General features: G+C 35.2%; 26 protein-coding genes. 15 read left to right on the top strand and 11 right to left on the bottom strand.

The window, feature by feature from the left end; all coding sequences use genetic code 11:
* The first annotated feature begins 103 nt into the window (after positions 1 to 103).
* From LNP23_RS22040 to LNP23_RS22055, 4 genes are read left to right on the top strand one after another with little or no spacing between them, the layout of a single operon-like run.
* Positions 104 to 733, top strand: a complete 630-nt coding sequence (locus LNP23_RS22040; protein WP_047778632.1) for a TetR/AcrR family transcriptional regulator — start codon at positions 104 to 106, stop codon at positions 731 to 733.
* Complete coding sequence (locus LNP23_RS22045) at positions 723 to 2045, top strand: TolC family protein (RefSeq protein ID WP_230002906.1); 1323 nt, start codon at positions 723 to 725, stop codon at positions 2043 to 2045. Before LNP23_RS22040 ends, LNP23_RS22045 begins: the two co-directional genes overlap by 11 nt.
* A gap of 12 nt (positions 2046 to 2057) precedes the next feature.
* A complete protein-coding gene (locus LNP23_RS22050; protein ID WP_047778630.1) occupies positions 2058 to 3137 on the top strand; it encodes an HlyD family secretion protein in 1080 nt (359 codons plus the stop codon).
* A 3-nt stretch (positions 3138 to 3140) separates the two neighbouring features.
* Positions 3141 to 4730 carry an MDR family MFS transporter gene (locus LNP23_RS22055; RefSeq protein WP_047778629.1) on the top strand — a complete coding sequence of 530 codons (1590 nt, stop codon included), beginning with the start codon at positions 3141 to 3143 and terminating at the stop codon, positions 4728 to 4730.
* A gap of 211 nt (positions 4731 to 4941) precedes the next feature.
* Here LNP23_RS22055 and yaaA read toward each other — a convergent pair whose 3' ends face one another.
* Entirely contained in the window at positions 4942 to 5700 is a 759-nt protein-coding gene (gene yaaA, locus LNP23_RS22060) for a peroxide stress protein YaaA (RefSeq protein WP_230002907.1), read from the bottom strand.
* 562 nt (positions 5701 to 6262) lie between these two features.
* Between yaaA and LNP23_RS22065 the strand changes: the two genes are divergently transcribed.
* Together LNP23_RS22065 and LNP23_RS22070 are read left to right on the top strand one after the other, a co-directional pair.
* Positions 6263 to 7696 carry a CCA tRNA nucleotidyltransferase gene (locus LNP23_RS22065; protein WP_230002908.1) on the top strand — a complete coding sequence of 478 codons (1434 nt, stop codon included), beginning with the start codon at positions 6263 to 6265 and terminating at the stop codon, positions 7694 to 7696.
* A 165-nt stretch (positions 7697 to 7861) separates the two neighbouring features.
* Positions 7862 to 8887: a COX15/CtaA family protein gene (locus tag LNP23_RS22070; protein WP_230002909.1), complete on the top strand. Its 1026-nt coding sequence runs from the start codon at positions 7862 to 7864 to the stop codon at positions 8885 to 8887.
* Here the strand turns inward: LNP23_RS22070 and LNP23_RS22075 are convergent.
* The 8 genes from LNP23_RS22075 to LNP23_RS22110 form a co-directional block, all read right to left on the bottom strand.
* Positions 8868 to 9635, bottom strand: coding sequence for a LytR/AlgR family response regulator transcription factor (locus LNP23_RS22075; protein ID WP_047778625.1), 768 nt, complete (start codon positions 9633 to 9635; stop codon positions 8868 to 8870). The genes LNP23_RS22070 and LNP23_RS22075 overlap by 20 nt on opposite strands.
* 44 nt (positions 9636 to 9679) lie before the next feature.
* Complete coding sequence (locus LNP23_RS22080) at positions 9680 to 10048, bottom strand: 2TM domain-containing protein (RefSeq protein WP_047778624.1); 369 nt, start codon at positions 10046 to 10048, stop codon at positions 9680 to 9682.
* Between the two features lie 16 nt (positions 10049 to 10064).
* Positions 10065 to 10373 carry a 2TM domain-containing protein gene (locus LNP23_RS22085; protein ID WP_230002910.1) on the bottom strand — a complete coding sequence of 103 codons (309 nt, stop codon included), beginning with the start codon at positions 10371 to 10373 and terminating at the stop codon, positions 10065 to 10067.
* A 2-nt stretch (positions 10374 to 10375) separates the two neighbouring features.
* On the bottom strand, positions 10376 to 10705 hold the full coding sequence (locus LNP23_RS22090; RefSeq protein ID WP_047778622.1) for a 2TM domain-containing protein: 330 nt from the start codon (positions 10703 to 10705) through the stop codon (positions 10376 to 10378).
* 2 nt (positions 10706 to 10707) lie between these two features.
* Positions 10708 to 11013: a 2TM domain-containing protein gene (locus LNP23_RS22095; protein ID WP_230002911.1), complete on the bottom strand. Its 306-nt coding sequence runs from the start codon at positions 11011 to 11013 to the stop codon at positions 10708 to 10710.
* Between the two features lie 2 nt (positions 11014 to 11015).
* Positions 11016 to 12374 (bottom strand): histidine kinase, encoded by a 1359-nt coding sequence (locus LNP23_RS22100; RefSeq protein ID WP_230002912.1) that lies wholly within the window; start codon positions 12372 to 12374, stop codon positions 11016 to 11018.
* A gap of 18 nt (positions 12375 to 12392) precedes the next feature.
* On the bottom strand, positions 12393 to 13016 hold the full coding sequence (locus LNP23_RS22105) for a hypothetical protein (RefSeq protein ID WP_047778619.1): 624 nt from the start codon (positions 13014 to 13016) through the stop codon (positions 12393 to 12395).
* A gap of 250 nt (positions 13017 to 13266) precedes the next feature.
* On the bottom strand, positions 13267 to 15432 hold the full coding sequence (locus LNP23_RS22110; protein ID WP_230002913.1) for a TonB-dependent receptor: 2166 nt from the start codon (positions 15430 to 15432) through the stop codon (positions 13267 to 13269).
* A gap of 138 nt (positions 15433 to 15570) precedes the next feature.
* Here LNP23_RS22110 and LNP23_RS22115 point away from each other — a divergent pair, with 138 nt between their 5' ends.
* From LNP23_RS22115 to LNP23_RS22155, 9 genes are all read left to right on the top strand, one after another.
* Positions 15571 to 16029, top strand: coding sequence for a DinB family protein (locus LNP23_RS22115; protein ID WP_230002914.1), 459 nt, complete (start codon positions 15571 to 15573; stop codon positions 16027 to 16029).
* 544 nt (positions 16030 to 16573) lie between these two features.
* A complete protein-coding gene (locus LNP23_RS22120; RefSeq protein WP_230002915.1) occupies positions 16574 to 17032 on the top strand; it encodes a YciI family protein in 459 nt (152 codons plus the stop codon).
* Positions 17033 to 17040: 8 nt separating this feature from the next.
* Complete coding sequence (locus LNP23_RS22125) at positions 17041 to 17616, top strand: sugar O-acetyltransferase (protein ID WP_230002916.1); 576 nt, start codon at positions 17041 to 17043, stop codon at positions 17614 to 17616.
* Positions 17616 to 18005 (top strand): SMU1112c/YaeR family gloxylase I-like metalloprotein, encoded by a 390-nt coding sequence (gene gloA2 / locus LNP23_RS22130; RefSeq protein ID WP_230002917.1) that lies wholly within the window; start codon positions 17616 to 17618, stop codon positions 18003 to 18005. Before LNP23_RS22125 ends, gloA2 begins: the two co-directional genes overlap by 1 nt.
* Before the next feature lie 588 nt (positions 18006 to 18593).
* Entirely contained in the window at positions 18594 to 19874 is a 1281-nt protein-coding gene (locus LNP23_RS22135; RefSeq protein ID WP_230002918.1) for a chloride channel protein, read from the top strand.
* Positions 19875 to 19878: 4 nt separating this feature from the next.
* Positions 19879 to 20478, top strand: a complete 600-nt coding sequence (locus LNP23_RS22140; protein ID WP_230002919.1) for an HPP family protein — start codon at positions 19879 to 19881, stop codon at positions 20476 to 20478.
* A 372-nt stretch (positions 20479 to 20850) separates the two neighbouring features.
* Positions 20851 to 21390, top strand: a complete 540-nt coding sequence (locus tag LNP23_RS22145; RefSeq protein ID WP_047778611.1) for an IS1096 element passenger TnpR family protein — start codon at positions 20851 to 20853, stop codon at positions 21388 to 21390.
* 75 nt (positions 21391 to 21465) lie between these two features.
* Entirely contained in the window at positions 21466 to 21825 is a 360-nt protein-coding gene (locus LNP23_RS22150) for a four helix bundle protein (RefSeq protein WP_047778610.1), read from the top strand.
* A gap of 43 nt (positions 21826 to 21868) precedes the next feature.
* The gene (locus tag LNP23_RS22155; RefSeq protein WP_047778609.1) at positions 21869 to 22927 is read left to right on the top strand and encodes a nucleoid-associated protein; all 1059 of its coding nucleotides are present in this window, start codon (positions 21869 to 21871) and stop codon (positions 22925 to 22927) included.
* A gap of 89 nt (positions 22928 to 23016) precedes the next feature.
* Here LNP23_RS22155 and LNP23_RS22160 read toward each other — a convergent pair whose 3' ends face one another.
* Both LNP23_RS22160 and LNP23_RS22165 read right to left on the bottom strand, forming a co-directional pair.
* Positions 23017 to 23598, bottom strand: a complete 582-nt coding sequence (locus LNP23_RS22160; RefSeq protein WP_230002920.1) for a TetR/AcrR family transcriptional regulator — start codon at positions 23596 to 23598, stop codon at positions 23017 to 23019.
* Between the two features lie 73 nt (positions 23599 to 23671).
* On the bottom strand, positions 23672 to 24424 hold the full coding sequence (locus LNP23_RS22165; protein WP_230002921.1) for an SDR family oxidoreductase: 753 nt from the start codon (positions 24422 to 24424) through the stop codon (positions 23672 to 23674).
* Positions 24425 to 24611 lie beyond the last annotated feature (187 nt).

Genomic DNA, 24611 nt, shown 5'->3' on the forward strand with positions numbered 1-24611 from the left:
TAAAAATTCCCCTTCACGTTATGTTAATATTTTGTTAAAATAAAATTAAACAAGCGTTTAATTTAAACGCTTGTTTAATTTTGTACTCTATTAGAAAAATACCATGTCTAAAATCGAATTAAACGATAAAAAAATTCAGATTCTGGAAGTCTCAGAAAAACTTTTTTCTGAACGAGGATTTGAAGGCACATCCATACGGGACATCTCAAAAGCGGCAAAAATAAATATTGCCATGGTTTCGTATTATTTTGGTTCTAAAGACCGTTTGTTAGAGTCTTTAATCATCTACAAAACTTCTGATCTGAAATTAAAAATTGAAAATTTATTACACGAAAATCTGGAACCCATTGATAAAGTCAATAAATTAATCGAAATTTACATTCACAGAATCAATTGTAACAAAGGGATTTTCAGAGTTTTACACTTTGAATTTGCGTCCAGAAAGAAAGAAGAGAATCTACAAGCCTTTACAGAACTGAAAAAAGGGAATTTAAAACTTGTGGAAAGCATCATTCAGGAAGGACAGGCAAAGGGTGTTTTTAGAAAAGATGTTATCATTCCATTAATCACTCCAACTATAATGGGGACTTTTTTCCACTTTCATATGAATAAAACATTCTTTCAGGATTTACTTCAATTAGATACCGAAGCGAAGTATGATGCTTACATTAAAACCAGTCTTACAAATCACATTCAACAAACTATAAAAGCGCTACTTGTTTATGAAAATTAGTCAATTAATGCTCTTTGGGATTTTCTTTATCGGAATTTCATCAATAGAAGCTCAAGAAAAAACAAGTTTAACCTTAGACGAGGCCGTTAAACTGGCTTGGGAAAAAAGTAACGAAGTTACGCTTGCCAACACTAAGGTAAACTCAAAAAAATACGAGTTACAAAACGTCAAAAACAATCAATATCCCGATATTAAAATTGCGGGGCAATACCAGCGTTTAACAAAAGCGTCGATTGATATGCATAATGACGAGGCAAGTGCTGAGCCAATGCCGGCACCTAATCAGGTATTATTTGGTCAGGCGACTCTAAGTCTGCCGATATTCTCCGGATTTAAAATTCAAAACAGCATCAACGCTTACGATAATCTTTACGAAGCTGAAACTGCAAGTGCGGCTAAAACTAAAGAGGATGTAGCCTTACGTGTCATCACTTACTACACTGCTTTGTACAAAGCGCAGAAAACATTAGATCTATTAAACGAAAATCAGAAGCAAGCCAAACAACGTGTTACTGATTTCAAAGAATTAGAGAAAAATGGCATCATCCCACGAAATGATTTATTGAAAGCACAATTATTGGTTTCAAAAACGCAATTATCTATTGATGAAGCAAATAACAACCTCAATAACATCAATTTTTACCTAACGACCTTACTAAAATTAGATCCTACCGTAAAACTTCAGGTTAACGAGTCTGATTTCTTCAATCTAAAAACAAACAATGCACCAACTTCGGATGCAATGGCACTTGAAAACAGAAAAGATCTCGAAGCAATTCGTTTTCAACAAAAAGCAAGTCAGGCAAACATCAAGGTTGCAAGATCAGGATACTATCCGACACTAGCTTTATTAGGTGGTTACACTGCTTTTGACCTTAAAGATTTTATTACCGTAAAATATGCTATGAATTTTGGAGTAGGTTTATCTTATGACTTATCGGGAATTCTAAAAAACAGCGCTTCTGTAAAAGCGGCTGAAAGCAAGGCTTTGGAAGTAAAAAATACAGAGGCTATCATGACGGATCGAATTAAAGTTGAAGTTCAGAAATCTATCGAGGACTATGACTTGGCAATCAATCAAAGTGTGGTTTATGATGAAGCATTACAACAGGCCGAAGAAAACTACAGACTTGTAAAAGACAAATTTGATAATGGTTTATCTGATACCAATGATTTAGTTGAAGCTGATGTTGAACACCTAAGCGCTAAAATCAATACGGCTGTGTCTAAGGCAACCATTATTCAAAAATATTACGAATTACTTTCAGTATCAGGACAATTATCACAATCATTCAATCTTTCTAAAATATAATCGATAGCTCTCATGGAAAAGAAAAAAACAAATACTAAATTCATCATTATACTAGCCGTATTGGTCTTAGTGGGCGGAACTTACGGAATAACAAAATACATGCATTCTTTAGCTCACGAAGAAACGGATGATGCTCAGATTGAGAAAAAAATGAACCCGATTATCCCGAGAGTATCCGGTTATGTTAGCAAAGTATATGTAAAAGATAATGATTTTGTAAAAAAAGGAGATACTTTATTTACTATTGACAAAAGAGATTATCAATTAAAAATTGACGAAGCTACTGCTGCAGTATTAGGAGCTGAAGGCCAATACGAAGCTGCAAAAGCTGATATTGGAAGTGCTTACGCAAGCATTTCTGTTTCTGACGCCAACATGAAATCTGCAAGTGGTTCTATCGAAAGTGCAAAAATAAGATTGAGACAACTTACAAACGATTACAACCGTTACAATAATTTGTACAAAACACATACCATTACAAAACAACAGTATGAGCAAGCTTTGACTGCAAAAGAAGAAGCAGAAAATCAGGTACGTGTTTTACAACAACAACAAAGAGCAAGTTCTTTTCAAAAATCGGTAATTGAATCAAAATCTAAGGCTTCTGATAAACAAACAGAAGTTGCAGCTGCCAATATTAAAAGAGCTAAAACAATGTTGGATGTTGCGAAATTAAACCTTACTTACACGGTTGTAACTGCCGCTATTGACGGTCAGGTTTCTAAAGTTGATATTCAGCCAGGACAATTAGTTCAACCGGGACAATCTTTATTTTATATCATTAATAACAATGAGGCTTGGGTAGTAGCAAACTTTAAAGAAACACAATTAAACAAAATGGTTGTGGGACAAAAAGTTTCTTTAAAAGTAGATGCTTATCCAAACTATGAGTTTAAAGGAGTTGTAACTTCATTTTCACCGGCAACAGGATCTCGTTTTTCTTTATTACCTCCTGATAATGCTACAGGTAACTTCGTGAAAACAATCCAAAGACTACCGGTAAAAATCAGTTTAGATCAATCAAACGATCCTGAAAAAGTAAAATTATTGCGTCCGGGGATGAATGTTGATGTAGATGTACATTTGAAATAAAATATGGCAACAGCAGTACAAGCAGAAGATGATTTAGTAGAATACGGTTTCAGACGTGTCATTATTACAATTACAGCGGTACTTTGTGCCTTACTGGAAATTGTTGATACCACGATTGTAAACGTAGCACTAACAGACATGCGAGGTAGCCTTGGTGCTACTTTGACTGATGTGGCCTGGGTTATTACAGCATACGCCATTGCGAATGTTATTGTAATACCGATGACAAGCTGGCTTTCGCAGCAATTTGGAAGACGTAATTATTTTGTGGCCTCTATCATCTTATTTACAGTCTGCTCCTTTTTATGTGGAAATGCCAGTAATATCTGGGAACTGGTAGCCTTCAGGTTCGTACAAGGTATGGGTGGAGGTGCCTTACTGGTAACCGCTCAAACCATTATTACCGAAAGTTATCCGGTAGCAAAACGTGGTATGGCACAGGCTATTTATGGAATGGGTGTAATTGTTGGTCCAACTTTAGGTCCGCCTTTAGGAGGTTATTTAGTAGATAATTATTCCTGGCCTTATATCTTTTATATCAATATTCCTTTGGGAATTATTGCTACTATTTTAGCACTAACTTTTGTTAGAAGTCCGAAATATGGAGAAAAACTAAAAGCAAATCAGGTTGACTGGTGGGGAATTATTCTTTTGGCAACGTTTATCGGTTCTTTACAATTTGTTTTAGAACACGGACAACAAGACGACTGGTTTAATGATCCCTTAATTACAGGATTAAGTGTCCTTACCGTTTTTGGATTAGTCCTTTTTATATGGAGAGAGCTGACTTATAAATATCCGATTGTAAATCTGAGTGTATTAAAAGATGGAAATCTAAGAATTGGAACGGTAATGTGTTTTATTCTAGGTTTCGGTTTATACGGATCGACATTGATTATCCCGATCTACACCCAGTCCATTTTAGGATGGACGGCAACTGATGCGGGACTATTATTGATTCCGGGTTCGATTACAACAGCGATCATGATGCCATTTGTTGGAAACATGATTCAGAAAGGGGTTCCGCAAGGGTATATGGTTGGAGTTGGATTTTTAGTCTTCTTCTTCTTTACCTTTATGATGCAAACCCGTATGACACCTGATACCGGAGTAGAACATATGTATTGGCCGTTGATTTTAAGAGGTATTGGATTAGGTTTACTTTTTGTACCGATTACAACACTTTCACTTTCGACTTTAAAAGGGAAACATATTGGTGAAGGAGCTGCTTTTACCGGAATGATGCGTCAATTAGGAGGTTCATTTGGTATTGCCATTATCACCACTTTTATCACCCGTTTCAGTCAAGAGCACCGAGTTAATCTGATCAACAATTTAGATCCTGCGAATCATGATGTGCAGCAACGTATTTCAGGAATGCAACATGCTTTTATGTCCAAAGGATATAGCGCCGATGTCGCCCTTAAAAAGGCCTATCAGGCAATAGATTATGCTATTTTAAAACAAAGTACAGTAATGTCATACATTGATATTTTTATGTATTTAGGAATCATGTTCTTATGCTGTATTCCGATTATATTTTTCATCAAAAAAGGAAAAAACAAAATTAATCCTGCTGATGCGATGCATTAATTTTTAACAAAACTAAAAAAGCCGAATTCAATTTTGAATTCGGCTTTTTTACTTCGGAAAATTCTATAATAAGATTTTAGGTCTTCAAATTAAATAATTTGGCTAAAGCCTTTTGAAAAACACACCTGGTCCCACCAGCTGAAGCTGGGGGGCTATTAAACCTGAAACCTGGAACCTGAAACCTGAAACTTTAAACTTTAAACAAAAAAACCTACCTCGTAAAAACCAGGTGATTTCCTTTCGAAAGATTCGCATCAAACTGGTACCCTTCATAATTAAAGCCTTTCAAATCATCTATCGTTTCGGCATTGGTGTCGATAATGTAACGCACCATCATTCCTCTTGCTTTTTTTGCGAAGAAACTGATTATTTTTAGCTTGCCGTCTTTATAATCTTTAAAATCAGGAGTAATTACCGGAACTTTCAAGTTTTTAACATCAACAGCGGAGAAATACTCGGTACTGGCTAAATTCACAAACAACTCTCCTTTTTTCAGTTCTTTATTCAGCGCTTTTGTAACGGGTCCTTTCCAAAAATCATGTAGATTCTTATGCTCTTCTATTGGTAGTTTTGTACCCATTTCCAAACGATACGCCTGCATGAGATCCAAAGGCTTTAATACTCCATAAAGTCCTGATAAAATCCTCAGTTTATCTTGCAGTACCTCTAACTTTTCTAACGGAAGAGTATACGCGTCCAAACCGGTATATACATCGCCATCGAAAGTATAAACTGCCGGACGTGCATTTTCGGGAGTGAAAGGTGTTTTCCAAACTTGATTTCTCTGCCAGTTCAGATCGGCTAATTTTTCGGAAATCGACATTAACACAGCCAAATCTGCCGGTTTTTTAGGTTTTAAAACTTTATGAACCACACGGGCTTCCTTTAAAAAAGACGGTTCTGTATATTGAGTAGTTGGTAATTCTTTTTCGAAATTTAATGACTTCGCAGGCGATATAACAATTTTCATTTGTGCATTTTTAAGTGACCCAAAAATACAAATTGCATTTCTAAAAATAACTAATCAGGATTGATTTGTTCGATGGTGATATAGGCCTATTCGTTGCTTCATTTTTTTTAAAACACGAATTACACGAATTATCACTAATTAAACTGCATATGCCATACTTAAACATTCGTGATAATTCGTGTAATTCATGGCAAGCCTCTTTTCTAAACACGAATTACACAAATTTTCACTAATTAAACTGCGCAAGCAGAACCAAAAACATTCGTGATAATTCGTGCAATTCGTGTCAAACCTTTTTCCTCGTTTGCGGCTACATCTTATAATTACGCGAATTCCCACTAATCAAACTCCACAAGCCACACCAAAAAATTCGTGATAATTCGTGCAATTCGTCTCAAACCTTTTACCCGTTTACGCCTAACATTCTATAATTACACCATAAAACTAAGACTTTCGATAAAAAAGTGAGCGATAGATTATAAAAGGCATTTTCAATGTTGTAAATTTGCAGGCGTTCCATTCTCTTCAAGAATAAGACGTACTATTTAAAATTCGTGAATTCGTGGCTATACAAACAAATTATAAAACAGCTTTACAACATAAAATCTTCGGAATCATTTCGCAGGCATCTCAGGAACTAAACGTAGACAGTTATGTCATTGGCGGCTTTGTACGGGATTTACTTTTAAACCGTGGTTCAAAAAAAGATATTGATGTTGTGGCCGTTGGTAGCGGTATCGAATTGGCTTTAAAAGTATCTGAATTACTTCCTAAAAATCCAAAAGTACAAGTTTTCAAAACCTACGGAACTGCTATGTTGCGCTTTGAAGACACGGACATTGAATTTGTCGGAGCCCGTAAAGAATCTTATAATTTTGACAGTAGAAATCCACTTGTCGAAAACGGAACACTTGAAGACGATCAAAACCGTCGTGATTTCACGATAAATGCTTTAGCCTTATCGCTAAACGAAAAAACTTTCGGAGATCTTTCTGATCCTTTTGACGGATTGGCAGATTTAGAAAATAAAATCATCAAGACACCCTTAGATCCAAGTATTACTTATTCTGATGATCCGTTGCGAATGCTTCGCGCTATTCGTTTCGCTACTCAGTTAGGTTTTGAGATTGAAAAGAATTCTTTGGATGCCATTACTAAAAATGCAGACCGAATTAATATCATCTCAGGAGAAAGAATTGTCGATGAATTAAACAAAATTCTTTCGACAGACCAACCTTCTATCGGATTTTTACTTTTATATAAAACCGGGCTTTTAGATCTTATTTTACCCGAATTGACTGCGTTGAATCAGGTGGAAGAAATTGAAGGTCATACCCATAAAAACAATTTTTACCATACCTTGGAAGTGGTAGATAATATTTGTCCCAATACCGATGATGTTTGGTTGCGTTGGTCAGCTTTATTGCACGATATTGGAAAAGCGCCAACAAAACGTTTCAATAAAAAACAAGGCTGGACTTTTCACGGACATGAGTTTTTAGGCGGAAAAATGGCTAAGAAAATATTCGAACGCTTGCACATGCCTTTGAATCACAAAATGAAATTTGTACAAAAAATGGTTATTATGAGTTCACGTCCAATTGTATTGGCACAGGATCTTGTAACCGATAGTGCTGTGCGTCGTTTGGTTTTTGATGCCGGAGAAGATGTAGAAAATCTAATGACCTTGTGTGAAGCTGACATTACAACTAAGAACCCGTCTAAGTTCAAAAAATACCATAAAAACTTCGAATTGGTTCGCAAAAAAATTGTTGAAGTTGAAGAACGCGATCATGTGCGTAATTTTCAACCACCGATTTCGGGTGAAGAAATTATGGAACTATTCGATTTGAAGCCATCGCGTGAAATCGGCGTTTTGAAGGAAGCGGTAAAAGAGGCCATTTTAGAAGGTGAAATCCCTAACGAATATCAGGCTGCTTATGATTTTGTTATAAAAAGAGCGGAGAAGATGGGGTTGATAAAAGCCTCTAAGTAACTAAGTTTCTTAGACTGTAAGACTACAGCGCCCACGAAAGCAAAATACTGATTATTAAAAAATAAAATATTGTAAATAGAACATTTGCTGTTTAAAAAAAGACGTTGTTAACCATTACAAACTCAGAACCTCAGCAATTTAGTTCCTCAGCAACTTTTAAAAAGAATGAAAAAACACTTCCCTACAATCGCAAAAACAGCATTAGTTTTAGTTTATTTAGTAATTGTTGCAGGAGCATTAGTACGTATGACAGGTTCCGGAATGGGTTGTCCCGACTGGCCAAAGTGTTTTGGATATTACATTCCCCCAACGGATTTAAAAGAACTGACCTGGGCACCCAATCGTGTTTTCGAAAAAGGGCAAGTAATCATTAAAGACGAAACCTTATTGGTTGCCAAAGATAATTTTACAACTCAGACTAATTTTGATGTTTCGCATTGGGAAAAATACACCAAACACGATTATGCGATTTTTAATCCGCTTCATACCTGGATCGAATATATCAATCGTTTGTGTGGTGCTTTGGCAGGAATGGCTTGTTTTTTTATGGCTATTGCTTCCTTTAAATTTTGGAAAGAAAAGAAAAGAATTCCCCTTCTTTCCTGGTTAGTTGTTTTTATGATGGGCTTTCAGGCGTGGTTAGGCGCGAAAGTGGTGTATTCGGTATTAAACCCGATCAAAATTACAGTTCATATGGTTATGGCTTTGGTTATTGTTGCCGTGATTTTATACATTATACAAGTAGCAAGACCAAAACTCGCAGCAGTAACGTACAATAGCACATTCAAAAATGTACTATTACTTTCTCTTTTACTGACCTTAATACAAGTGGCTATTGGTACACAAGTACGTCAGCTAGTAGATCAGCAAATAAAAAACGGGTTAACTGAAAGCATTCTTTGGTTGCAAAACCCTACAATTACCTTTTATATTCACCGTTCTTTCTCTGTTATTGTTTTACTTGTAAATGTGTATTTATTCACTAAAAACAGAAAACTAAACTTAGGATTTTCAAAGATGAACTGGGTATTGGCTCTTATCGGAATTGAAATTCTAACCGGAATGGCTATGGCTTATCTTGATTTCCCAATTGGAAGTCAGGCCATACATTTAGTATTGGCCTCTATCTTATTCGGAATTCAGTTTTATATGATTTTGGAAGCACAAAAACCTAGTTCAGCCAATTCTTAAAATCCTGAACTTTTTCACGGCTTACCACTACCTCATCTTCTTTATACGAAGGTAAAATTACTTTCAGACGGGAGTTGGTGTATACTTGTATTTCTTTTATTGCCTTTAATGGTACAATAAACTTTCTGCTTACGCGAAAGAAATCTTTCATATCAACTTCTTGTTCGAGAATCTCTAAAGTCGAATCGATTAAATAGTTTCGGTTTTCAAAAGTATGAATGTAGGTTCCTTTATTTTCACTAAAAAAACATTCAATTTCGTCGATTGTAATTACTTTGAGCTGTTGACCGATTTTAACGGTAAAGCGTTTTTTGTAGTTTTTCTCAAAGGGATTTGACAACATCTTCCTGATTTGTTCAAAATCAAGCTGAAGATTGGTATTTTCCATATCTAATTTAGGAAGACGACTTTTAAATTTAGTAACGGCAACATCAAGATCATCTTCGTCAATAGGTTTCAGAAGGTAGTCGATACTATTCAGTTTAAAGGCTTTCAAAGCATATTCGTCATAAGCAGTAGTGAAAATAATAGCGCTTTTAATGTCTATTTTTTCAAAAATTTCGAACGATAAACCATCAGACAACTGTATATCCAAAAAAATCAGATCGGGATGGTTGTTATTCGAAAACCAGTCTATTGATTCTTCAACAGAATGCAACATGGTTTCTACGCTAATATTTAGCTTTTCAAGCTTGCGCTGCAACAATCTTGCTGCCGGCTTTTCGTCTTCAATAATTAATGTGGTCATTTAATAAAATGCAAAGATTTACAAAAATAACCTTAAAATTAGTACTATTTTTTGAGTTTAGATCGCTCCTTGTCCATATATTTTTGAATTTTCTTTTCTTGCCACTCCTGACCAAAAAACAAATTCTCTCCAAAAACAGATAATGCATGAAAAAACAAACCAATCCCCCAAAAAAGCGCTGTCGAATAGGTATGCCAGTCTAACAATCCACTCTCATAAAGATCTGCCCCTCTCCCGAACCAATCCCGATTTAAGTTGGTTATTATTATGATTATATTTACAATAACATAAATCCTCAAATGCGAGTAAAACCCTTTGATTCTGCGCATTTTTTTGTATGCTGCATCAAAATTCTCATCATCACCAAATTGCTCAAAATAATCTTCTCGTGTATCTCTTTTATAGTGTCTCATTTTTATTTTTATTAGATTATTGCCACTTTTCTTTATTATTATTTTTTTCTTTCTCCATGAGTTCTTTAATTTTCTTTTCTTCCCAGTCTTTTCCTAAAACCGGAAGCACATCAAAAACCTTCAGTCCATGAAAAACAACTCCTAAACCCCACCACATTAAGGGCCAATAGAACCATAAATACTCCGGTGATGTCAATAAATTTATAACCAGTAAAACTATATTTACACCTAAAAAAGATGCCAGATTACCGTAAAACCCTTTGATTTTTTCTACTTTCTTTTTAGCGGAAAAATATCGATCCTCTTCATTAAAATTTAGTTCCATGATTACTCCCATTTTTGCGTTTTTGACTTTTTCTCTAAGATGCTTTTTACTTTACGCTCTTCCCACTCCTCTCCAAATATTTTATAAGAAGCAAACAAATCAATTGCCGTCACTACTAAAAAGACCGTCCACACTCCCATTATAAGCAAATTGAGATGCTTTATCGGAAAGAAATTTAGAGGCGCTCCGAAATACTCTTTTGAAACAAAAATAAGTACGCCAATAACATAGATAATCAGATGCCTGTAAAACGATCTTAGCTTCACTACTTTTTTACTTGCCATTTTTTGGAGTTCATACTCTTCAATGTTCTTATTAAAATTTGTTTCCATACCTATTTCTTAGTTTCCTTCTTAGCTTCTTTTTCTAAAATTTCTTTTACCTTTTGTTCTTCCCATTCCTTAGTAAAAAAAGGAAAAACATTAAAAACCTTCGCAGCATCCATTGCTATGGCAATTCCCCAGCCAAACAGACACCATAAAAACCATAAATATCCCGGTGAAGTCATCAGATTTATGACTGCTAAAATGGCATTTGCAATCACAAATTCTCCAAGATGTTTGTAAAATTTTCTAAGCTCTGTTACTCTTTTTTGAGCTTGCTGATAACGCTTTTCTTCTTCTGTATAAATTCTTTCCATCCTTACTTCCAATTTTTCTTATTACCCTCTCTTTCCAAAATCTCTCTGATTTTTCTTTCTTCCCAATCTGAACTGTAACCAAACACTTTAAAAGCATGCATTACAACTCCAAATCCCCAGCCTAAAGCCGAAAACCAAAACCATTGAAATCCGGGAGAAAATCTTAAGTTTATAAAAATTAAAAAAGGAATTACACAACAATAAGAAATTACATTACCATAGAATCCTTTTAATTCCTGCACTCTTTTCTTAGCTCTGAAATAGGCTTTAGTTTCATCATTATAATCTGAACTTTTTTCCATAACTGTAACTTGTTTTGTTAAAATTGGTATTTTAACTGTAAAATTTTGTTCATTTTGTTCGATCACTACTTTTCTGTTGGATACGATTGCGTAGCGATTTACAATATTCTGCAAACCAACTCCCTGGCGATCTTGCAAAACTTCTTTTTTCTGAAAATCATTTTGGATCGCGAGATAGTCTCCATCAATAAAAATTCTGATATGAAGCGGTTTCTGCTCACTTACTACATTGTGTTTTACGGTATTTTCAAGCAAAAGCTGTAAAGACAACGGAACCACTTTTGCATCAGGATTTATATCTGTTGTTGGCATTTCGTAAAACAAACTATTCTCGAAACGCATCTTCAACAAATTCATATACGTTTTGGCAAATGACAATTCATCTTCAACCGACACCAACTCTTTATCTTTTTGCTCCAGAACATAGCGATAAATTTTAGACAAGGAAGTGGTAAAACGCTGCGCATTATCAGGATTTTCTTCAATCAAAGAACTCAGAACGTTTAGGCTGTTAAACAAAAAATGCGGATCGATTTGATTTTTTAAACTTTCGAATTTAGCACTGGCAGTTCCGGCAATAATCTTTTGTTGGGTTACCTCAAATTTAGAAGCCTGTTTCCATTTTACCATGAAGCTTCTGGCCTGCATAAAGGTTGAAATCCCTAATGACAAAATAATGTAAAAAAGGTGTGTCCAAATCATTCTTTCGCTTAGAAATTGTTCTGGAGACATATCATGCACATATACAAAAATGACATAATTGATTCCTAAAACTGCCGGAACAGTATAGAGAACCGTACACAGAATTCCATAATACACTCTCAAATTGGTTTGTTCGAGCCAATCCCATTTTTTATCTAAAAGAACATTGAGGAACCCGTTACCAAAGCCAAGTCCAAAAGAATAAGCACAACTCACTAAGAACGTCAGCGCTACATTTTTCAGATTAAATTCAGATCCCAAAAAAATGGAAAACAGTATTGTAATGACCATAGAAATCTTTAAACAAATGATTGTTCCGCTTTTCAAATTGGCAAATGGATTTTTATGGTCTTTCATTACAAACTATTTTTATTATTATTTTTTACAACTTTTTTGTGTTTCTAAAGCTCTGTCTAATCCCCATTTTGGTGAAAAAGGAGTCTCCGGTTTAAAAGTAGCAAAAAGTTCTATAGCTTTGTCAACCTGAGCACATAATGGTTTTGTGTCAACACCTGTCCATTTTGCTCCTCCTAACTGATAATCCGCTTCACCAAAAACTGCTCTTGGATTATTTGGATCTATAGCTTTTGCTTTAGCATAATTTTCCATTATTTTACCGGAATATTTCTGAGCATTTGTCATTGGGTCTTGTACTACCCAAGCCGTGTAAAGTAAAGCTTGTAACACATATAGTTCTGCATTGTTTTGATCTTTTATGAATTCAACATCAAGTGCATCTTGCGCTTTTGTCAATAACAAATCAACTTTAGATCCGTCTTTTTCTGAAAAAGCTGCTGTTGTATTCACTAAAGCCACATAATAATTAGGCAACCAGCTATTTTTTTCAGCAGAAGCAATTCTTTCGAACATAGCCGATGCTTCTGTACTTTTTCCTTCTTTCCAAAGTCCGAATGCTTTTCCCATTCCTTGTTCGAATTGTGTTTGTGCAGATAATAAACCGCAGATAAACAATGTGATGGCTGTAATAATTTTGGTCATAATTTCTTGTTTTTAAAAAGTTATTTATTTAGTTTTTTGAATCTCTAAGACTCTGATTTTTGATACTGATTGAAACTCTATTAATTTATACTTCAAAAGTAGGTCGGTTCTTCCGCTTTAAAAACTAATTCCTACCGAGTTGTTGAATTTGGTGACTGAAATGTTTTTTTTTTCTAAAGGTTCTGAGGTTCTGAGTGGCTAAGGTTCTGAGTTTTTCTTCTTAGAGACTTAGAACCTTAGCAACTCCCCCCTAAAGATTCTTCAATTGGTTCTCTTTCTTATTCTCACTAATTGTCCAGAAGAAACCAACAAAGAAAAATCGGTCTGCTGTTGGTATAACGGCTTGTCTGTTGTAAACTCCGTTTGTGTCCGGTGATCTTGCGTAATCATATCCGAAAACATTCTGAGTTCCTAAAAAGTTCGAAACCGAGAAATAAAGAATCTTTTGTGTGGTCAGCAAATATGCCCAGTTAAAACTCAAACTATTATACGATTTTGTTTTTCCATTCATAAATTGTGTTTGATTGGGATCATTATAAGGTCTTCCTGAGCTAAAGCTGTTGGTAAAACCGATCTGCGATTTCCAATCGGTTATGAAATATTTAGTTACAATTGACAGACTGTGATTGGCAATAAAATTAGGCGTTGCCATCGTTGGGAAATTTTTATACTCTCTTTCTGAATCGATGTACGAGTACGAAATCCAATATTCTAAGTTTTTATACAGATTGCTGTCTCTCCAGAATAAATCCAATCCTTTTGCATAACCCGAACCGTTGTTATTGAATACTGAATTGAACTGAATGTCTCTAGTGTCATATTTTACCAAATTACTGTAATTCTTATAATATGCTTCAGCTCTGAAAGTCTGACCCGGTTTTGTAAATTGATAGTTCAGGATATAATGCTGTGCTTTTTCACTTTCAAACTGATGGTATTTTGAATATTTGATATAGTCCACTACAGGAGTCTGCGAGAAATCACCGTAAGCAAAAGAAAACTGACTGTTTTTGGAAACTTTGTAAGCAATAGAAGCTCTTGGAGCAATATTTGTTTCATTTAATAAACTGTTGTTTGAAAGTCGGAAACCTACTTTGGCTGCCAGTTTTTTAGAGAATAAGATATCTCCTTCCGTATAAAAAGCAGCAATTCCTGAATCGTACCCATTGGCGACTTTTAGGGCTACATTGTCATCAAAATTTTCATTGAATTTGGTGATGAAATAATCTGCTCCAAAAGACAATTTAAAATAATTAGAAAAATCTTTTCTCAATTTCAATTTCAACTGTGCGGCATTCTCATTACTGTCAACATCATTGATATCAAACGATACTTTATTTTTACTGTAACCATAGCTTATACCTGAAGTCACTTGCCATCCCGTTCCGAAATTTCCTTTATACGAAGCGTTCAAATAAAAGTTGTTATTGTTTAAATCGGTTCTGATCGGATCAACAAAGTTTACATTTTTTGAATTTAAATCAAATCTTTCCGAATCAAAAGCGGCATACAGTTTAAGAACCCCTCTTTCAAAATGATAGCGATAAACCGCCTCACCACCCAAAGATTGATAAGGGTTATTCCAATCCACATTTTGCGGAATAGCGGCCTGATACGGAGCTAAATTAATATAATTGGTATTGATACTGAACGAACTTTTTTTCCATTTTTGCGTATTCCCTACTCCTAAACCAACCGTCATCAAAGCAATATCTGTTTTATTTTGGTCCGGCTCATCCTGTGTGTTTAAAAGTAAAACACTTGATAACGCTTCCCCGTATTCTGCCGAATATCCTCCCGTAGAAAAAGCGATTCCACTAAACAAAAAAGGAGAGAAACGGCTGCGGGTTGGTAAATTATTGGTGGTTGCGCCATACGGTTGCGCTACACGAAGTCCGTCAACAAAAGTTTGTGTTTCGCTGGCTTCTCCTCCACGTACAAACAAACGACCGTCTTCTCCCACATTTTGGGTTCCGGGTAATGTTTGTAAGGCTGCAATAATATTTCCGGCAGAACCTGCTGTTGTTACAATATCTAATGGTTTAAGTACCGAAACTCTGGCTTTATCACCCGATTCTAATGTTCCTGCGGTAATGACAACGGCATCAAGGGCATTTACATTCTCTCGAAGTTTAACTGTCTGGTCTTTAAAATTCGCAACATCTATTTCTTGCTTGTAGGTTTCATAAATTAAAAAACTCACTATTAAAAACTGATTTCCCTTTGTTGTGGTTTCAAAAGAGAACTCACCGGTATCAGAACTTGTAGCACCATCATAAGTCCCATCGATATAAATACTGGCTCCCGGAACTGGTTTTCCTTTTTGATCTACCACCTTTCCTGAAATGGTATTTTGGGCGAAAATAAAAGCCGTTGTAAATAAAAATGCAACTGTAAAAATAATCTTGGTTTTCATGTCATTGGTTTTTGATGAGACAAATATATTTTAACACTTTTAGTTAAAAAACATTTAATAACCCAATTGTAGAATTTCATGGATGAGTTGTAAATTACTTATTTGTATCTTAGCTACTGCGTTTTTAAACTACTGATTATGTTAGAAAGTAAAAGAGTTTCAAATTTGTATCAATCCATCTATAATGGAGATCCGTGGCTGGAAGTAACTTTAGAAAATACCTTAAAAAATGTAACTGCAGCTCAGGCATATCGGAAAATAAACCCCAGACTAAACACGATTTGGGAAATTGTCAATCATCTTATACAATGGAGAAGAAACATTCTACGACGTGTTCAGGGCGAAACGGTCACCACTCCGGATCATAATTATTTTGTCCCCGTATTAGATTCTTCTGAAGCCGCCTGGGAACAATCTCTACAAAGTCTGGCCAAATCGCAAGAATTATGGAATGTCTTTCTGGATACTTTTGATGATGGCAATTTTGAAAAAATATATCCTACTAACAATCACACCTATTACGAGCACATTCATGGAATCATTCAACATGACGTTTATCATTTGGGACAGATTGTTATTTTGAAGAAGTTGCTTTAAATTCGTTTCAAAATTTTTGTAACACATAGAGACATAGATTTTATAGTTTTTGCTTGCGATTATTGTAGAAAATCACCATTTTTTCTATGCGTTTTCATGTTAAGTGAAACGCCTCTTACCAAGTTTTCAAACTATGTCTCTATGTGTTAAAAAAAATCATTACTATTATGAAAAAAAACAAACTTCAATACTCCATTTTATAACACATAGACACATAGATTTTATAGATCATACTTGCGATTATTGTAGAAAATCACCATTTTTTCTCATAGCTATTCTATGCGAATTTATGTTAAGTGAAACGCCTTTTACCAAGTTTTCAAACTATGTCTCTATGTGTTAAAAAAAATCATTACTATTATGAAAAAAAACAAACTTCAATACCTCAATTTTATAACACATAGACACATAGATTTTATAGATCATACTTGAGATTATTCTAGAAAATCACCATTTTTTCTATGCGTTTTCATGTTGAGTGAAACGCCTCTTACCAAGTTTTCAAACTATGTCTCTATGTGTTTAAAAAAAAATCATTACTATTATGAAAAAATCAATTTTCACACTCGCCTTTTTACTTTTGAATTTAGTTGGTTTCGCACAAGCAACCGAATCCAAATACGACGAAAAATTAGCAAAATCCTTAAATGCCGACGAATACGGCATGAAGAAATATGTCTTCTGTCTTTTAAAAACCGGAACTAACACAACGGCATCTAAAGAAGAAACCAAAAAATTGTTTGAAGGACATATGACCAATATCGGCAAACTGGTAAAAGAAGGAAAATTAGTGATCGCGGGACCTTTTATGAAAAACGAACGAAATTATAGAGGTATTTATATTTTTAATGTGGAAACTATCGAAGAAGCCAATGCGCTTGTCGCGACAGACCCTGCCATTCAGGCCAAATTACTCGAAGCTGAACTTACTCCTTGGTACTCATCAGCAAGCCTGCAGGAAGTATTAAAACTTCACGATAAAATTGCTAAGAAAAAAATGTAACTCCCTATATGAAAACTGAAAAAGAAAAAATGATTTCCGGCGAATACTATATATCCGGCGATCCTGTTTTAATAAAAGAACGCCGAAAAGCTAAAAATCTCTTACATCGTTTAAACGTAACCGAATATCGTTTGACAAAAAAAGCAAAAGAAATTATAGCCGAATTAATCCCCAATACAGGTAAAAGTTTCTATATCGAACCCCCTTTTCACTGCGACTACGGGTATAATATTTCTTGTGGAGATAATGTTTATTTTAATGTAAACTGTGTCGTTTTAGACTGTGCACCCGTAACTATTGGATCCAATGTTTTTTTTGCACCCAATGTTCAAATTTATACTGCAACTCATCCACTGGATGCCGAATTGAGGAAAACATTAGAAAATGCATTACCCATTTCTATCGGAGACGACTGTTGGATTGGTGGTAACTCTGTAATCTGTCCCGGTGTCACAATCGGTAAAGGCTGTGTCATTGGAGCCGGGTCTGTGGTAACCAAAAACATTCCGGACAATTCCTTAGCCGTTGGTAATCCGGCAAAAGTGATTAGAAAATTAAATCAAGAACCTCAATCAAAACTATAATGCTTACCTTAAATAAAGTGCACCATATCGCTATTTTATGTTCCGATTATGAGCAATCTAAATATTTCTATACTCAAATTCTCGGACTTACTGTTATCCGCGAAATCTACCGCGACGAGCGCCAATCGTATAAACTTGATCTGGCTTTAAACGGCACTTATATTGTTGAATTATTCTCTTTTCCGAATCCGCCACAACGACCGTCACGACCGGAAGCTGTTGGCTTGCGTCATCTGGCTTTTGAAGTTACCGATTTGGAAGAAACGATTGCTTTTTTGAACACAAAAAACATACAATCAGAGCCAATCCGAATTGATGAAACGACAGAAAAAAGATTCACTTTTATAGCGGATCCGGATTTATTACCGATTGAATTTTACGAGAGATAAATCGTTTATCCTTCTTTAGTTGGATTTTCTGCTCTTTAAAAAAGTCTCACGCAGATTTTAGCAGAATAAAAAAATCTGCGTAATCTGCGTAAAAAAGCTCTTAACTTAATGACAACGTCCTTTAGCTAGAGGTAAAAAAGAAATCTCATAATGACAGACTTTAGCAAAAAAGCGCTATAAATTTGGCTAAAGCCTTTATCTTCTTCCTTGAATTATCCTCCAGCTAAAGCAGGAGGCTATTCAAACATTTCTTTTACCTTTAAAATGAAATTAGTGTAAAAAAACAATTCATTGCTAAAATTCTAAAAAAAATATTCTGTTATATCGCCCAACAAAACAAATTATAAAATTGATTTCAAAACTGTTATCATTTTATCAATTGCCTCCAGCTTTAGCTGGAGATAAAATAGAAATTACCCAATGAAAGGCTTTAGCCGAAAAAGAACCCTAAATTCAGGAAAATCCACATAAAATCTCCACTCAGTTACTTTTAACACAATAATATGCTGATTTATTAGGAGAATACTACTTCGATTCTTTAATTTTGTGAATCGCATAAAAATAGTGCGATTTTCAAATTTACTTCTGATGAACAAAACGGCGCAAATCAAAAAAAATCATCAATTTATTGTCTTTCAAAAATTAGTTGTTGTTTCCCTGTTAATTGGTTTCCTCTCTGCTTTTTTAGGAATTTCACTAAAAAAAATTACAGAGTATTACGAAGAAATCTTTTTTCATGAAGTTTCGGTAAATCCTATCTTCTACGTTATTTTCCCGGTTTTCGGATTGTCAGTCATTTATTTTTTAAGACAATATCTTTTCAAAAAGAAAGAGAATAAAGGAATTAAGGAAGTTTTTGAAAGTACCCAATCAAAATCTAAAAACTTACCAACGTACAAAATACCGTCCCACTTTATAAACGGATTATTAACCGTTATTTTCGGAGGTTCAACCGGAATCGAAGTTTCAACTGTAGTAGCCACAGCAACAATTGGTTCGGTAGCACAGCAAAAAGAAAATGTTTTTCGAAAATACAAAACCGAATTAATCTGCGCAGGAGTTGCCGCAGGAATCACGGCATTATTCAGCAGTCCGATTGCGGGGATTTTATTTGCAGTTGAGGTTATTTCCCGAAAAGTGACCCGTGCCTTTATCCTCACAAACGGAATTGCGGTTTCAATCGCTTTTGGTTTGATTACGATTCTAAAAGAAGAACCTTTATTTACGGTCAACGTTACAACCTGGCACTTAAAAGCCATTCCGTATTTTATTCTTTTAGGGATTTTAGCGGGAATAAATTCGGTTTATTTAACCCGTTGTGTATTGTTTTTCAAATCTCAATTCGGCAAGATCCAAACGCATTACTATAAAATTCTCTTAGGCTCGATTGTTTTAAGTATTTCTTTATTTGTCTTTCCACAATTGTATGGAGAAGGCTATCATGCTATTAAAATGATTTTTGGCACTTCTTCCGAGCTCCCTCTGACGCTTACTTTAGCTTTAACTTTCATCGGAATTTTGATCCTAAAACCAGTCGTAACTTCTGTAACACTAGCCTCAGGTGGTGATGGTGGTGTTTTTGCTCCGAGTCTTTTTATCGGTGCTTTTTTAGGATTATTAGTAGCTTCAATCTTAAATACGTTTTTTAATACGCAGGTAATTCCGGTCAATTTTATGATTATCGGAATGGCAGCAGTGCTGAGCGCCAGTATCCATGCTCCTTTTACCGCGATATTTTTAGTTTGTGGATTAACAAATGACTATACCTTATTTTTACCCATTTTAGCAGTTTGTCTGATTTCTAAATACACGGCAAAAATGATTTATCCGTATACCGTTTATACGTATTCACCAAGTCTAATAAAATAAAAACATGCCTGTTCAGAAAATAAAAAGAAGCTACCGAAAAACACGTTACATCCTTTATAAAGAAACCTTAATTGATTATAAAGAGCACTTTTGGTCCTTTTTAGGTTCTTTCGTCGGAATCGGAATTCTGGCTTACCTGCAGTCTAAAAACTTCTCCGGCAGCGATGCTGTTTATTTAATTGGTTCTTTTGGCGCTTCGAGTGTTTTAGTGTACGGAATCATTCAGAGCCCGTTTTCACAGCCTCGAAATTTAGTTGGCGGACATATTATCTCTGCTTTTATTGGCGTAACGATTCAGAAATTAGTTCCGGACATTGCCTGGCTTTCTGCCCCGCTGGCCGTTTCGTTTTCGATTATCTTCATGCAAATTACCAAAACGCTACATCCTCCCGGAGGCGCAACAGCACTTATTGCCGTTACAGGCTCTGATCAGATCAAAAACCTGGGGTACGAATATGTATTCTCACCTGTCTTAATTGGGGTTTTAGTGCTGCTGCTTACCGCTTTGATTTTTAATAATATGACTTCGAGCAGAAGTTATCCAAGTCATAGTACTTATCACAAACACTATCATAAAATTAGACAACGATTGACTCGGAGATAAAGCGCTGTTGGTAACACGATGTCACCCTGAGCGGAGTCGAAGGCTTGATCGTCGAGAAGGGGCTTCGACTTCGCTCAGCCTGACAGTTGGAGTTTTTAGTCTCGGTTTTCAGTCTCAGTCGCATTTATGTCAACCTTTGCGGAGTCGAAGGCTTGGTCGTTGAGAAGGGGCTTCGACTTCGCTCAGCCTGACAGTTGGAGGTTTTTAGTTGCGGTTTTCTGTCTCAGTCGCATTTATGTCAACCTGAGCGGAGTCGAAGGCTTAGATCCGTAAGATTAATTCGTCTTTAAAATATTTTCAACAAATCGTAATTCACAATTCGTATTTCGTTTTTTATATTTTACCTTTGACCTCTCAATAAATACAAAGATTATGGTTTATAAATTTAGAGTAATTCTAGACGCCGAAGAAGACATTTTCAGAGACATTGCAATTCTTGAAGACGATACGCTTGAGGATTTACACAATGCGATCTTCAACGCTTTTGGTTTTGACGGAATGGAAGTAGCTTCGTTTTATACCTGCGATGAAACTTGGAATCAGGAAGATGAAATTCCACTTTTTGATACTGGCGACGTTCCGGGTGAACATAAAATCATGAGTGATTATCCATTATCTGATATCTTAGACAAAGAAAATACCAAAATTATCTATGTGTACGATTTTATCAACATGTGGACTTTCTTAGTTGAATTGGCTGCTATCGAAGAGCAATCTGCAGGAGCAACTTATCCGGAAACCTTATTCTCTCACGGAGAAATGCCGGACGAAGCCATAGAAAAAAACTTTGAAGCGGACATGCACGATGATATCTACGGCGAATTTGAGGACGATTTAGACGAAGATGATCTGGATATGTTTGAAGGAGACGATAGTTTTGAAGATTTCGGATTTGAGGAGAATTGGAACTAACGTAAGTTACTGAGGTTCTAAGTTTTTTTTATTTACAGAATTTTCTTATTTTTAATAAAATTTAAATTATTACAAATGAGCAATTTCAGAAAGCTTTTAATCTGGCAGAAGTCAATGAGCTTGATTACCAAAATCTATATTTCCACTAACCATTTTCCAAAAGAAGAAATATTTGGATTAACTTCACAAATAAGACGCAGTTCAATTTCAATACCAAGTAATATTGCGGAAGGTTTTGGAAGAGAAAGCAATAAAGAGTTTTTACGCTTTTTAAGTATTTCGATAGGTTCATTATTTGAAATGCAAACCCAATTAGAAATAGCAAAAAACATTGCTTATCTAAACGAAAACGAATTTAATAATTTATATGAGGACAGTCGCGAAGTAGAGAGAATGTTAGTTTCATTTATTAAGAAATTAAAAGAAAGAAACTAAAACCTCAGAACCTTAGCAACTCAGAACCTCAGAACCTTTAAATATGATCAACTTATTCAACACCCACATCGAGTCGCTTTCGATACACCGCGTAGGAAACAAAAGCAGAAATGAAGCGATTTTTTTATCGGAACAACCATTTAACTTAAATGACGAAATTGTGCCTCTGATAAAAGAGTACTTTTTTAAGCCTTTTAGAGAAAAAGAAGAAAACTATTATCAGTTTGCGCACGAAGTAGATTTGGATTATAATGATATGTACAAATATGCTTCGGAGATTTTTGATAATCCGGGCAATGTACAAGAGATTTCTAAAAGAATCACGACACATTTATTTGAGCAGTCGAACCATCCGCACATTAAAAACGGAGAGGTTTATGTAACCTATTTAACCAATCTGAGCATTGATAACAATGTAGTTGATGCGATTGGAATTTTTAAAAGCGAATTACAGGCTGACTTTTTACAATTTGAAGAAAAAAACAGTAACCTTGAGATGATCCTGCAACAAGGAATCAACCTGAGCAAACTGGACAAAGGATGTTTGATTTTTAATTATAAAAAAGAAGAAGGATACAAAATTCTGACTGTAGACAGCAACCGTTATGATGCACGTTATTGGTTAGAGCACTTTTTATCTGTTGATGCTTTTGAAGATGAAAACTTCATCACTAAAAAATACTTAAAGTTCTGTCAAAACTTCGCGAAAGATGTGGTTTTACCGGCAGAAGACAAAAAAGAAGAGGTCATGTTTATGAACCGATCCGTGAATTATTTCGCTAAAAACGATCAGTTTGAAGAACAAAATTTCTTAAATGAAGTATTAGATAATCCTGACTTAATTCCTGAATTCAAAAATTATAAAGTTGATAAAGGAGAAAAATACAGCATCGAAGATGTAACCTCATTCCCTATCGCAAACTCAGCGGTTTCTGACGCTAGAAAATCGATTAAAAACGTGATTAACCTGGATACTCATATTCAGATTAAAATGGATTTTATCAACCCTGAAAGTGCAGAAAAATTTGTTGAAAAAGGCTGGGATGAAGAAAAACAAATGTATTACTATTTAGTTTACTTCAATAAAGAAGAAAAAAGCTAGTAGTCATTCATTTTCTATTACTTACTTAAACAAAAAACGGCAACTACTCTTTGTAATTGCCGTTTTTTAATAGGTATATTTTCCAACTATCAAAACAAAGAAAACAGTGCTTTGAGAATATCATCGTAAACTTGTTTGTCCTTCTCGCCCGAACGAGCCAGCACTCTGATTCCGGTATAATTATTAAAGATAAAACGAGCCAGTGTTCTTGCTTCCAGTCGTGTTGAAATCTGTCCTGCTTCCTGCCCTTTTTTGACAGCCGCCAGGAAAATCTCTTCTACTGTTTGTCTGTTATCAGCAACAATTTTAGCAATCTCTTCATCATGCATCGCCAGTTCAACGGCAGCATTCACTACAAAACAGCCTTTTGTCATTCGATCGTCCAAACTTTCAATAATGGCTTGTTTAAAGAGTTCTGTCAGTATGACTTTTATGTCCTCGGGTTGGTTTAGAAGCTCCTTAGTCCCCTCCTGTCCGTGTTTGAGATATCTTTTTAAAGCTTTTGAAAAAAGTTTTTGCTTATCTCCAAAAGTATCGTACAAACTCGAACGACTCAAGCCCAAATGAGATACCAAATCCTGCGCTGAAGTACCGTTATACCCTTTGCACCAAAAGATTTCTATCGCTTTATCCAGAGCCTGATCCTCATCAAATTCTTTTGTTCTGGCCATGACTTCGTAATTAAATTCCGTTACAAAGATACAAAAAATTACGGAACGATTGTTCCGTAATTAGAGCAAAAAATTAGACTACAGTGTTTACGATAAGCCCACCGTCTACGACAATTTCTGTCCCTGTTATAAACGAAGCGTCGTCTGAAGCAAGAAAAGCAACTGTTTTTGCAATTTCTGAAGGTTTACCAAAACGTTTTAATAAAATTTTATCGCTTAAAGCTGCTCCAAATCCATCGATTTCTTCTTTTTCTAAACCTAATTTTCCGAAAATCGGTGTTTCAATTGGTCCTGGTGAGATGGCATTTATTCTAATGTTTCTTGGTGCTAATTCAGTCGCAAAGACACGGTTTAAAGATAAAAGCGCTGCTTTACTTGCGGCATAAACTCCTGAGTTTTGCATCCCGACACTGGCATTTATTGAAGTATTAAAAATAACCGAACCGCCATCATTCAAAATAGGTAATAACTTTTGAAGTGTGAAATAAACGCCTTTTACGTTAATATCCATAATCGAATCATAATGTCCTTCAGATGCAGATTCTAATGGAGCAAAAGAAGCAATTCCGGCATTCAAAAAGACAATATCAATTTTGCCAAATTTTGCTGAAACTTCTGAGACCAAATTATCAATTGATTTCAAATCCGATTGATCGGCAACAATTCCTGTTACGTTTAATTCTTCTTCGGCTTTTGTTAATGTCTCTTGGTCTCTTCCCGTAACAATTACACTGGCTCCACGTTCAGCTAATTCTGCTGCTGTTGCATACCCAATTCCGCTATTTCCGCCCGTTACAATGGCAACTTTTTTTTCTAAATTTCTCATTTTATTATTTTTTACAGTATTGATTAATTGATTATTACAGGGCAAAGATACAATAACGGAACGATCGTTCCGTTATTGATTTAGTTAATACTTTGTTAAAAAAAACAACCTCAACAATTGCGCTGCTCCCTTAGTAAAAAAATCTATGGGGTCATAAACGAAAGAAATAATAAAAGGAGTAAACATC

The sequence above is a fragment of the Flavobacterium cupriresistens genome (assembly GCF_020911925.1).
Taxonomy (GTDB): domain Bacteria; phylum Bacteroidota; class Bacteroidia; order Flavobacteriales; family Flavobacteriaceae; genus Flavobacterium; species Flavobacterium cupriresistens.